This window comes from Planomonospora alba, assembly GCF_039534085.1.
GTDB classification, from domain to species: domain Bacteria; phylum Actinomycetota; class Actinomycetes; order Streptosporangiales; family Streptosporangiaceae; genus Planomonospora_B; species Planomonospora_B alba.
In genome coordinates this window covers 34003-46553 of the sequence record NZ_BAAAUT010000021.1, presented here as the reverse complement: position 1 = coordinate 46553, position 12551 = coordinate 34003, and the positions used below count along the sequence as shown (strand labels likewise).

The window sequence follows — 12551 nt, the reverse complement described above, 5'->3', positions numbered from 1 at the left end:
TGTTGGCCTGGTCCTGGTCGGCAACCAGGTAAGGACGGGAAGGGACAGCCCTAGTGGTTGATTGGGGGCTATGTCCGGCCAGTCTTTCCCGTCACCAGGGAAGCCCCCCGGCAAGCCGAGTCGGGGGGTATTTTTGTTACTCTCCGTGCCCGCGGGCAGATGTGGCCGGTCACAGTGAGTTACATCAGTCTTCGTCGGGAAGGTCTACCGACTCCGGCGGAGCCTTCGTCACCGGGTCAGCGACGAAGGTCCCCTTCCCCGGGATCGTGTACACGTCTCCGGCCGCTTTCAGCTCTGATATGACTCGCTCCGCCGTACGCTTTGCTATCCCGAACTCATCAGCAAGCCGCGGAGCCCCCGGCATCGGGTACCCGGGGCGGTACTCGCCGGCTTCGATGCGCCGGCGGATCTCCTCTAGCACTTGCTGCCAGATCAGCCGATCGGGACGGAAATTGATCACCAGACCAGGCTAGGGACCACGGGGCTACCGTCACTTACCCCGGGCTACCCCCGGTAAGTGTGGGCAAGAGTAGGTAGGTTGCTTTACCCTATGGGTATGCGTCTTAGTCAGCAGGAAACCCCCGAAGGCTGGTCAATCTGGACAAACGGAGACGGCCGGGGCCCCTGGTATGCCCGGCGGACCCGGCTGTTTCAGCTAACCCCGGAAGCCGAAGAAGCCGGGATAGCCCTAACTGTCGTAGAAGACAGCCTAGAAGCCGTTAAGGAAGTCATCACGGAACAGAAGGCCCTAGAAGCGAAGCTAGGGGCGAAGCCGTGACCACGGTTCAACATCCCTACGTAATCGCCTACGCGGGAGAAGCCGAGATACAACACGTTCTGTTTCGGCGAGTCCGCGGGGAATGGCGGCTAACTCATGCCGAACCCCGCCGGGACGATTGGGGATACGGAATTCTCCGGGCCCGGAGTGGGGCCAGCCGTCAGGGCAAGCCGCTATTCGACGTAGTGAACCCCCGCCGGCAATGGACATGCGCCGACTGTGGACTGTGCCAAGTCTGCGGAGAGACGGCCCGGGACCCGGAGACGGGCCGGTACTGGTGGCTTCTATCGGACGAAGGCGAGTCCGAAGACCGCGGATGGACTAACGCCCCACCGACATGCCGGGCCTGTATCCCGGCCGCGGTAACCCAATGCCCGCACCTTCGCCGCGGTAGACCGGCCGTGTACACGGCCGGAGCCTTCGAACCCTACGGAGTCTTCGCGGTCATCTACAGCCGATCCGGGCAACTCGCCTACCCGCTAGCCGAGAAAGAGATAGTGACCTTCGGAGACCCGCGAGCAAGTCACGCTCTCGCGACACAACTTCTAGTATGTCTACGGGACCTTCGCCTAGAGCCGCTAGAAGTCGTCTGAAACGACAGAAAGCCCCCGCCGGCAGTCATGCCCGGCGGGGGCTTCTTTGTGGCTTAGAACTCGGTTACGTCGCTCTCCGGGGCGCTCTCCGGGACAGTGCCCTTAACCAGGTTCATAAAGTAAGCGAGCACAGCGGCGAGACCCGCGGCACCGAAAGCCTTACCAACGGTCGCTAGATCGGTGCTACCCGAGTTAACGACAGCGTCAGCGCCAGCAACCACAGCAACGCCAGCGGCACCCTGTAGCAGAGTCCGCCAGGAACGCCAAGCCGCCTCTAGCCGACGTGCGGACTTCTCAGCGTCGTTAGCGTGAACCATTCCAATACCTCTTTCTCTTAGATTTCCTGCCATGAGCCGCCGCTAAGAACATAAGCGGTTGCCTGTACCCAACTACCGCCCGACCTTACGTAGGGGACAGCAGTAACCCATGCTCCGCCGGAGCGGACGTTAACCCCGCCATCTACCGGCGGAGGACCTGACGCGAGCTTAAACGTTGCGATGCTTCCCGCATACGTGCTCGCGGTAGAGAGCGTTAGCGTTCCTTCCTGCGGACCCGAAGCGCTCACATAGCGATAGATGGCCTGTAGGGCACGGTTGGAAGAACCCGCGGTTGTCTCTACCTTCGCGCTACCAGACCAGCCGGAAGGGATAGTCACGGTTCGGCCCTGACCGAAACCGAAGACGCAATAAACGAGTTCGCTAGCTTCCGTCGTAGCGGCTGTCACGCCCGAAGACAGCGAAGCCGACGAACCAGGGGCATTCGTGGCCCCCTGGTCGAAGGGGCTAGCGGCAACGTCGTCAAACTCGTCTAGCTGCATAGCCCAACGGCCCCGACCAGCCGACACAACCACAGTCACCGTGTCGCCCGCCTGTAGCGGAGTCGTCACCGTGGCATAGAAGAGGATCTGTGCCAGCGTCGTACCCGCGTTGACGCTATTAGCGACCGTGTACACGTTCCCGCGAGAGTCGCTGATAGACGTGATAGTGGGAACCGCCCCCGCGGCGGAATCCCATACAACACCGCCCACTAGCGTTCTGCCCGCCGGGACAGCAGTCCCCACCGTGATGCTTCCGGACGTTGCCGTAGCGTTCACGGTAGCCGTTCCCGCTAGCCGTACATGACCCACGAAGCCCCCTTAGACCACGAAGAAAATAGAGCCTTCGGCGAACCCCGCGGGGCTAGGAAGAGAAGCCCCCGAACTGATCGACGGGGGAAGGTTCGCAGCATCTACGTTCCCGGTAACCGTCACGTTCCCGTCCACGTTCACGTCTACGCCGAAGTCCGCGTCAGTCTGCGAAACACCTAGGTAGACCGTAGCGTTATCGGAAGACGTGACTTGGAAGATGTCAACGTTAGAGCCGTTCGCGTGAGCCTGTGTCCGGAAAGCAACCGTGTTGACGCTCCCCGGCCTAGCGCGAAGCTCACCGTATTCATTGAAGTACCCGGTACGCGCGCCGTTGTAGTAGAACGCGAAAGCATCCGGAGTCGAACCCGTAGCCGTATAGTTAAGGTTCGTCCGCTGAAAGCCGTTAGTGAGAGCGTTGTTCGTTAGCGTTACTAGGTTTCCGCCGGACAGCGAAACCGAAGAACCGCCCCCCGCCCCATCGTGCGTATGGTCCGCGAGAGCGTAGTTACCTACCGGCTGATACGTCCCATCGTGATTGTGAGACGTAGTCGAGTAGCTACCGGCAGGCTGATAAACCCCATCATGGTTATGCCCAACGGGGGAGTAGACGCCAGCATGGTTGTGATTCAACGCGGCGTAGACCGCGTCATGGTTATGACCGCTCGCGGCGAAAGCCGCGGAAGCTTCGGCGAACGTCAGGTAGCCCGGATGCGGGTCCGCTTCTTCCTTGTGAGCAGTGACAGCGGAATCCGTGTACACGCTTGCGTTGGCTTCCGCCTGGTCCGCCTTCGCCTGTGCTCCGGTAGTCGTCTCCATACCGGCATGGCTGTGATCCGTCAGCGAGTACCGGCCGTCATGGTTGTGACCTAGCGGGGAATAGCTCGCGTCATGGTTGTGAGTCGCTGACGCATAGTCCCCTAGCGGCTGATAGACCGCATTATGGTTGTGATTCAGCGGAGCGTAAGAACCATCATGGTTATGAACCGCCGGAGCATACTCCCCGGCCGGCTGGTAAACCCCGGCGTGATCGTGATCCGTAGCGGCGTAATCGTGCGTATGCCCGACCGGCGAGTAGAGTCCGTTCGCTTCCGCTTCCGTCAGATACTCGTCATGTGTATGCGGGCCGCCTTCTCCGCCGCCGGTCGAACCGATCGGGGCATAGCGGGTATCCGCTTCGCTCTGCGTTAGATACTGCGGGTGCGGGTCTAGAGCCTCTAGATGCTCGGTAAGGTCCGCCGGTTCACCAGGCGGGCCCGCGGGACCTTCGGGCCCCTCCGGGCCAACCAGGGAAGCCAACCATTCGGCTTCCGTGCCGACGAAGCCGTTAGCTACAGCGATCTCATAAGCGCTCGCTCCGACAGCCCCGGGCATGCCGTCATCCCCAGCGGGCCCCGGTTCGCCAGGCGGACCCGCCGGCCCCGGCGGGCCAGGAATCAGCGTCCCGCCCAGCATGTAGCCGACTTCTACGACTTCGCCGCTATCAATGATCTCTACAACGTCAGGGTTAAGCACCTGTGGTTACCTCCGGGGAGAGCGTTACGGGGCCTTCCAGTAGTCGAACCGGTTCGCCTTCCGGCGTGATTAGCTCTAGGTCGTAAACCCCGACTAGCCACTTCCAAGCGGTAGACGTAGCCGCGGGAATGTGAAGGCTGATAGTTCCGTCAGCCGCTAGACCGATAGAGCTGTCCCCGGAAGTCATCCGGTGAAGAAGCGTCCCGCCGTGCCGATCCCGAATCTCTAGGCGCGCAGACCAGCCGGTCAAGTCCACAGGGGAATCGTTCTTAAGCCACCGAACGACCTTCCGAACCGTTGAACCCTGGTCAATCTTCCAATGGTACGAACCAGCCAAAACCGAACCTCCCTATGACCAGGTTTCAGCCCATGTCTTCGGGCCGACTTCTCCGTCAGCGAGTAGCTTCCGGGCACGCTGAAAGCGTGTACACGCATCAGCGGACTTCGGGCCGTACACGCCATCTATCGCGAGCTTGTAACCCCGCTTAACCATCTGCTCTTGCCACATGCGTACGTCTTCCCCGCGCATGTACGGAGAGCGGAGCCGAATGATCCGGCCCGGGAACTGCGGAGCCTTACCCTTCGCCGGCCGCTTAGCATGCTTGCCCGGTTCGTCGTAGGCGGGATGCCCGTAACCGTAGATGCGAGACGAAGCTCGAAGAACGGTCTTCTCTGCCACCGCGTTCCCGTTATAGTAAGCCCCGGTAAGCCCCTTGCCGGTGGTGTTACCGCCGATGGTGGTAATCGTCAACAGGTTAACCTTCGTCACAATCTCGACATGGGTACCGCCGTTAGCGCCGTAATAGACGATGCTGCCAACCTTCGGAGTCCGATTGAACCGGCCCCGATCCTTAAACCACTTCACACCGACCAGGCATGAAGCGGTACGCGGGATAATGTCTTCGGCTCCGGCCATATCAGCAACCCACGAGATGAACGCCGCGCACCACGGATAGCCGTAGCCCCCATGGGCATAGCCGGGAATCCGGCCTAGCCAACGGTTATATTTCGTATCGTTGTTGCCCGACTCGCGGTAGCCGAGTTCCCCGCGAGCAACCTTAATCACAGCCGAAGCCGTAGCCATGTCTTACCCCTTGTTCACCAAAGCAACCACGATGCTCGCGATAGCGAGAAACACGCTCGCCGGAATCGCGTACATCCAACGCTCTAGACTTCTAATCCGGCGTTCGTGATCTTCATCAACTTGCTTGCTGTTCTTATACTCGCTCGTAAGCTGCCGGACTTCCGAGATGAGTTCCCGCATCTCGTCATAGACTTCCTTAAGCGTGATCACCACGCCATGTTCTGGCGGCATTACCCCTCCGTAGGGATTGAGTAGTCGTTAGGCGCAGCGAAGAACATCCCGGTAACAATGATCCGTTCCGAGTAGCCGACGAACGTCTGATACAACGTCACCTGTCCATCTGTCGCCACATGCACAGCCCCGGCCTTCGTGACAGTGGAACGGTCATTAGTCGAGACGTACGCCGGGAGAAGAACCGCGGCCATAGGCCGATAACCGACAGGCAGAGTCGTCACTAGTTCCCCATCAGCGGCTCCCGACGTAGAACGACGCGAGTAGTAGAAGCTGACGGACACGACCCCGCCGCGAAGAACCAGACGGTTAGTGAAGCCTAGAGTCTGATAGTTGGTTGCCGGAAGCCAACCAGTGTTAGACGAAGACGCTAGGACGTGCGTATGGCTCCGCTGCGAGTAGCGCGCGTCTCCGCGAGTCTGGTTCATATACGTCATGTGCGGGTCAGGGTCAACCTTGTGAAGATTGAACCCGGCCGCGGCTTCCTGTAGCGGAGCGATCTCCGAAGACATCGCTACCCCATCGAACACTCCGCCGGAACGGACTAGGCCGAACCGGTCAGATTCCGGCCGGTAGGCAACGGAGCCGACAGGAAGCCCCGACAGGTTTTCAGCGACTCGGACACGCTTCCCACAGAACGGCCGGGCATCGACCACGTCACCGGAAAGCACCGTGTTAGCTCCGGCCCGGACAGTGAACGTAGCCAGCGACACTTCCGGAGTGTTGTAGTCCGTGCTCACCGCCGGCGGTACCGGGGTTTCCGGGGCCGGCGTGCCAGTCTTTACCGCGATACTGACCGTGTTCGAAGTCCTGTCCAGACGCAACACGACGCGGTCAACGCGGTCATACTCGCTTAGATTCTCCGTGAACGCGAGCGTCCTAGACGTGTCTAGGTAGTAATGGAAGCCCTTAAGGAAGGCATGCCCCGGCTGAATCGACAGCGTCAGCGGAACGACCTGTGAAGAAACCTTAAGGGCCTGACTCGCGGGCCCTTCGGCTTCTACTCCGTCGTCTTGCCACGAACCGGCCATATATGACCATTGATCTTCCGTGATGGCGGCTCCGGTACCGCCATCAAACGGGAAACTGTATTCAGCCATTCTTACCCCTTAGCCGGTCCTTCGGATGGAATACCTAGCGTCCCTAACTTCGATACCGCCGGAGCTTCCACCTGTCCGGGCAAGCTGCGCATAGGTGCCCTGGCTAAGCCCCGCCCTGATCCGAATATCGGCAGAAACCGACAGGTGTAGGGGACTAGTGCTAGTGCTAGTCACGCTTTGCGTGTACACGTTGTAATCGGTTGTACCAGAGAAAATCTGTGCATGGTAGATAACCCCAGCCGAGGGGTTAGTGATCTCGCACGCAAATTCCAGATGCCAGAACGACTCTCCGCGAAGGCTCCCCGGAGGGTAGGACATCCAACTTTCGTCAGAGTCAACAGTCCAAGAGTCCCAACCAGGCGGGACAACGTCATAATCCCAATGGCTGAACTCAACGGGATAGAAAGTCCCAGCCGTAAGCAGGTTAATCGACTGTGGACCTAGGTACCGGCGGCGAACCATCATCGGGGAAAACGAGACAGGTACCCATGCCGTGCCCGACCAGACTAGATATCGGTGACTGTCCGTCTCGTAAATCTGCTGACCTTCCGTAGGGGAAGGCGGGCGAGTATCTACTGTACAGATGGTCACTCCGCCGCCTGTAGGCGTCCCTCCGCCGCCGGAAGATCCGGCTCCTAGCTCCGTAGCCCCCGCGGTCTTAACCCCATAGAACTTGTCCTCTGACGGCCGGTAGGCGATAGAGCCGAGTGGAAGCGAACCAGGATCGTTCGTGATTCTGACCCGCTTACCGATGAACTCTCGCACGTCGGCAATGCGGCCAGAGCCGACAGGGATAGTCGAAGAAGACGCCGGAACCGTCACGCGAGCTAGGGGAATCTCCGGAGAATCAAACGACCGGTCAACCGTAGGCGGAACCGGGGTAGACGCCGGGGTTCCGACCTTAAGATAGGCACGGACAGCGTTAGTCGCCTTATCAAGACGGACTACCACCAGGTCAATCCGTTCATACTGTGAATCCGTGTTCTGGGGAACCGTCAGAGCTAGAGCCGACTCGTTCACGTAGTGGAATCCGCGAATCGTCGCCTGTCCCGGCTGTACGTAAATCTTCCCCGTCTCGCCTAGCGTCGTGACGGTAAGGGCGGTATCGGAGAAGTCGTTAGCGATTACCCCGGAGTCCTGCCAATTCTGCGTAAGCATCGACCAGTCATTTTCTGTGATGACTGACCCTGACCCGCCATCAAACGGGAAACTTCTCTCTGCCATCTATCGGCGTGCCTCCAACTTCCTTAGAGAGTTCCAAACCCGCTTAATCTCCCGATAGATGGACGGGGTTTCCGAAGCGTAAGAACTACCAACCAGCGGAGTAACCCGGGCCCCTTCCTCTCCATCCGAGAGACGGACTTCGCGAAGCACATCGGTAATCATGGCTCCGTTGACGACAGCGGAAACCGTGTCGCCTAGCCGGTAGTGCTTCCCGAACTTAAGCGTAGGGAGGTCGAACGGGGTAAGCGATAGCGCAGCGATCGGGGCCGCTTCTAGAGCGTCTTCCGCTACCGCGTCGTCTAGCGGTTCGAAGTCGCCTGTCTCACTGCCGGTCTCCGGGTTCACCGGATGCCGGAGATCGTTGTAGGCAATCGGGATGTCTCGCCGGTCAATCAGTAGTTCCGGCCAGTAGGTAAACCACTCGCTTTCTGGGACCGTGTACACGCCTGACTCTTCATTCGGGTCAAGCTCCGGCCCGTTCCCGTCGTCCCGGTACGCGCGCATGTACCGCCACTTACCCTCACCCTGTGCGGCGGCAATGAACCGCGTAGCTGTCGGGGCTGTCAGCTTGTAGGAGAAGCCCCCTAGGTTCCCGGCTTCCTTAGAGAACAGCACGGAAGCGGAGAAATCCCTAGGCGTGTACACGCTGAACTCAATTTCGCCGGCCGTCGTCTGCCTAACCTGCCAACCGACACCGTTCGCTAGAGCGAGATCCTTAATCTTGTAGCCGAGATTATCTAGACGGCTGTACCACGAAACCGTCTGACCCAACGTGGAAGGCTCTACCACTAGACCGGGAACCCGGCGGTTCCCGCGGGCCCCGGGGCCGGCGTTAAGGTTCACCAGGTCCGTAATCACCTTACCGACCGGGCCGCGGCCCACCGCGGCATCAATCGTCTGGTTGTAAATCGACTCTCCGGGAATCGGGTACGTCGTGCGGCCGAACAAGATTTGTTCGTCACTGACGCCGGAGAATGTGACCGTTCCGGCCCCTCCGTTGTCCGCGTCCCAAACGTGTTCGATGCTCGTTACAGGGCCAGACATGACAGGTTCGTCTAGCCCCTCCGTCCAAACCACAATGCCGCTTCCTGGCTCCAACAGCGGGCCCCCGTATCCCGCGGGCATGGTGAGAAGCCACGAACCAACATCGCAATACCGGGCGATGACTTCTAGACTGGTGTAACTCTCGATAACCCCGACACGTCGAAGGGTTCTGTCTCGTAACTCGACTAGGAATCTAGGCACTGATGAACCTTGGACGGTAAGAGAGATTGATAGACGTTCCGACTCCGGTTCCCTGTACTGCAAGAGTGACCGTGTTACTTCCGGGCTTGATTGCCCATAGGTTGGGGTTAGGGCCTAGCTTCTCCCATAGGTTCGTCTCTGACCCGTCAAGCAAGATTGCTTGCTTCCGGCCCGGCCTAGTGTCGATGTAAGCCGCCTGTGTCGGCGAGAGCGACAGATCCATAGTGAACGACTCGACAGCCCCGCCGGCGTCCTGCCGGGAGAAGGTAACCCCGGAGACGGGCCCGTTAATCCGCCATTCGGGCCACGTCTCCACATCCCCTGACACTTCTAGCGTCACGGACTGATTCAGCGTGTACGTACGGTTGATATTCAAGCCGAAGAACGGGTCGGAGAAGAACGGCTTAAGGTCCCCGACCGAGTCACGGAAGGTCCGCTCTACCGTCTCGCTGGAATACCAATACGGGTCCATAGCCCGAAGGACTAGCCCGTACTTACACCAGGTGAACCCCGATACTTCCGTCTCTTCGTCGCCTTCGGCTCCGTAAGCGTAATGGGCTTCAATCCATCGGCTAGAGCCGTCCCCTTCGGTGACAGTGAGACGGCCGGGACCGAAGGCCGGGTTAAGAGACGCCAGGAATTCCCGCTTAACCGCAAGCATGCTAGGCCGGTCGGCCCCGTACAGATACAACGGCAAGAACAGTTCTCGCGAACCGGCCCGGACATTGCGGGGAATGGCCCCGTCAATTCCGGGCATCTCGTCATACGACAGCATGAACGGCGGAGCGTCGAAGCCCCTAGCTCCGGGCATCAACAGAATTCCGCCGGCACCTGACCGGAAGTTGTACTTCGGAAGTGCCGTGCCACCTTGGGCTAGGTCCCGCGGCGGAGTCCATTCGACAGCAGTCTTAGGCCAAAGCTGATTGTCAGCCAAAGCGGCTAGCACCTTCCTACATGTAGAGCGTGTCAGCGTAAGACAGAGCGTTAACTAGCTGTCGCTCTGTCGGCACCGTTGGGGCAGCATTGACAGTGACGTTGTAGACCCGACCGGGCCCCTGATCTGCGGTAGCGTCCCGACTGCCTGTAGTCCTGGTGGAGACGGAGGGGGTAGCCGGCGAAGCCGTCCCTGACACGGCCACAGGGGTTAGAACCGGCGCGTCCCATGCGTTCACTGCGGTATCCGCAAGACCTGTAACGGCCTTCTCCACTAGCCCCGCCGTAGCCTTAACGCCTAGAGCTAGACCTTCGCCGACGTTCCGGCCGATCTCATGGAACACCTTCGACGGAGACGCGATGCCGAGAATCCGCTTAGCGGCGTCAACGATCGAATCAACGGCACGATTCCACCAGTCAACGAAACGATTCCAAGCATCCACAATGCCGTTCCAAAGGCCGATAATCGCATTCCAGCCAATGGTACGTAGGTTGTTTCCGATATTGGAGATGGCGTTAGCGATAGTCGCCGGAAGATCCCGGGCCGTGGAAACGACCGTGTTAAAGGCGTTGACCGCGCCATCCTTGGCCCGGCCGAACCATTCCGAAAACTTCCCGGGAAGCTCGCCGAACCATGAGATAGCGTCATCAATCTTGTCTACCGCGGAGCGGACATGCGAATAGAAGTCATCCCAAAGCTGATTGATCTTCGCGACAATCTTTTCCGTCACTCCGCCTAGCCACTCGATAGCGTCCACCAGCGGCGGAAGGACTTGCTTCGCTAGCTCCGCGAACAGCCGGATAACATCAGTGACAATCGGTAGAAGCGGAGTCAGCTTAATAACCAGATCCGCGATAGGCCGAATCAGCGGGGTAATGGCGAAGGTCAACTCTATGAACGCGCGAACCATATCCGGGAGATACGGAGCCATCTCAATGATGATCCGGGCTAGTTCGTTCACCAGTAGAGCCGCTAATTCCGCTACCGCGGGAATCAACGGGGCTAGCGCTTCAAACAGCGCCAAAATGGCCTGTGCGACAGTCGGAATGACCGGTGCAATGACATTAAGAGCCTGCACTAGGACAGTCGCTAGGATCTGCGCAAACTGCCCGATGATCGGAACAAGCGGCATCAGATGCCGGAAGACCTCAGCAAGCCCCATAGCCAACTGTGCGACAGCCGGAGCAATCGCGGTAATGGCAGCGGCCAGAACCGGCCCTAGGGCTTCGGCTACCTGTGCGATAGCCGGAGCTAGAACCGCTACCGCACCGATCAGCGCTTCTAGAACCGGAGTCAGGGCCGCGCCGATTTGCTGTAGGGCACTGAAAATCCGGACTAGCGCATCCTGCCCCTTCGCGGACTCTAGGAAGGTCCGCATATTCGACGTTAGCTGACCGATGATGCCGAGTGCGGAGCTACCCGTTTGCTCTAGAGCCCCGAAGACGGCCTTAATGATCCCGCCAACGTCTCCGGCAATCTGCCCTAGCTGTTTGAACACCGCTAGAGCCGTGTTCATCCAATCGAGAGCCTGACCGCTCGCGGAAGCATGCGACAGGAACAAGCCGAACTTCTCCGCCGCCTGTGCGATGCCGGGGACAAGGGTGGACAGCCAACCAGACCCAACTACCGACAGGTCACGGAATCCCGCTAGAAGCGGATCTAGAGCGGGCCGGAAGGCTCTAACGGAATCTTCTAGAGACTGAAAGATACTCCGGATAGCCCACAGCGATTCACTAGAGCGAACGAACTCTAGGAGCTGCAAAGCCCCCTTGCCGAACTCGCCGGAGACGCCGGTCATGCCTTCCCGGACAGCGTCAAGGACAGGGCGAAGGCTTTCCATCTCTCCAACCAGCGGAGCAAACAAGGCATCCTGTACGGATTCCTTGACGAATTTGAAAGCCCCCGACATTTGGAAGAGTTCGTAGGCGACTTCCCCAGCAACACCAGAGATGTTCGTCGCTTCTTCCATGAACTTTTCATAGTCGCCCGACAGGGCCGCGGCGAAGGCGTCCCCGACGCCGGAGAGCGCAACCTTAAGCGTGCTGACTCCGGCGGCCCCTAGGGCGAGAGCCCCGGGGAGAGCCGCAACGATGCCCGCGGCCGGCGCGAGAGCCGCACCTAGGGAAGCCGCGGCCCCCGCGGCGGAAGCCATAGCCCCCGCGGCGAGACTCATAGACCCGATGGAAGAAGCGACGTTCACGGATAGCCCCGCGAACCCTTCCCCTAGGCTCCGAACGGAACCGAGAGCCTTCCCGAAGTGCGTTGAAATCTTCGACTCGACATCGCGGGCAGACTCGCCGATACGGGCAGAGACATTGTCACCGAAGCTGTCCCCGAACGAGCGGCCGGCCGTCTCGCCGATACCGGCCCCTAGCTCTCGCCCCATGTCCCGGCCTACCGGCATCAGCCGGGACTGTAGATCCTCGCGGAGCTTGCTCGCGAAGTCCTTAGACAGTCGAGAGTGAACCTCTACATAGGCTTCCCCTACCTTCGTTTGCGCCAAAGGTTGAACTCACTTTCCTTCTATCCGAGACCCGCTAGATAGCTCCGTAGTTCGGTAGCGGTTAGGAACTTCGTGTGCTCCGGCTCCGGCTCCGGGGCACTAGAAAGCCCCGGCCGCGGTAGCGGTTCCGGGGCAGGCGTGGGCGGGTTCTGTTCAAAGTTGACCCGCTGGAATAGCCAATTACTTACACGCAACTCGTCAACGGTTGCCGCTAGAAGATG

The 12551-nt window shown here is 59.7% G+C and carries 8 protein-coding genes; all 8 read right to left on the bottom strand.

The features are described from left to right. Positions 1-184: 184 nt before the first annotated feature. The 8 genes from ABD823_RS14585 to ABD823_RS14550 all read right to left on the bottom strand — a co-directional run bounded on the left by ABD823_RS14585 (position 185) and on the right by ABD823_RS14550 (position 12330). Positions 185-460, bottom strand: a complete 276-nt coding sequence (locus ABD823_RS14585; protein ID WP_344859743.1) for a winged helix-turn-helix domain-containing protein — start codon at positions 458-460, stop codon at positions 185-187. A gap of 2046 nt (positions 461-2506) precedes the next feature. Next, positions 2507-4009: a hypothetical protein gene (locus ABD823_RS14580; protein WP_344859741.1), complete on the bottom strand. Its 1503-nt coding sequence runs from the start codon at positions 4007-4009 to the stop codon at positions 2507-2509. Positions 4010-4358: 349 nt separating this feature from the next. Further along, complete coding sequence (locus tag ABD823_RS14575) at positions 4359-5093, bottom strand: peptidoglycan-binding protein (protein ID WP_344859739.1); 735 nt, start codon at positions 5091-5093, stop codon at positions 4359-4361. Positions 5094-5096: 3 nt separating this feature from the next. Beyond that, positions 5097-5303, bottom strand: coding sequence for a hypothetical protein (locus ABD823_RS14570; RefSeq protein ID WP_344859737.1), 207 nt, complete (start codon positions 5301-5303; stop codon positions 5097-5099). A gap of 20 nt (positions 5304-5323) precedes the next feature. Next, positions 5324-6424 carry a hypothetical protein gene (locus ABD823_RS14565; protein ID WP_344859736.1) on the bottom strand — a complete coding sequence of 367 codons (1101 nt, stop codon included), beginning with the start codon at positions 6422-6424 and terminating at the stop codon, positions 5324-5326. A gap of 1224 nt (positions 6425-7648) precedes the next feature. Further along, positions 7649-8893, bottom strand: a complete 1245-nt coding sequence (locus tag ABD823_RS14560) for a siphovirus ReqiPepy6 Gp37-like family protein (protein ID WP_344859734.1) — start codon at positions 8891-8893, stop codon at positions 7649-7651. Beyond that, positions 8886-9827 carry a phage tail domain-containing protein gene (locus tag ABD823_RS14555; RefSeq protein WP_344859732.1) on the bottom strand — a complete coding sequence of 314 codons (942 nt, stop codon included), beginning with the start codon at positions 9825-9827 and terminating at the stop codon, positions 8886-8888. Before ABD823_RS14555 ends, ABD823_RS14560 begins: the two co-directional genes overlap by 8 nt. Positions 9828-9843: 16 nt before the next feature. Beyond that, a complete protein-coding gene (locus tag ABD823_RS14550; protein ID WP_344859731.1) occupies positions 9844-12330 on the bottom strand; it encodes a phage tail protein in 2487 nt (828 codons plus the stop codon). Positions 12331-12551: the final 221 nt, after the last annotated feature.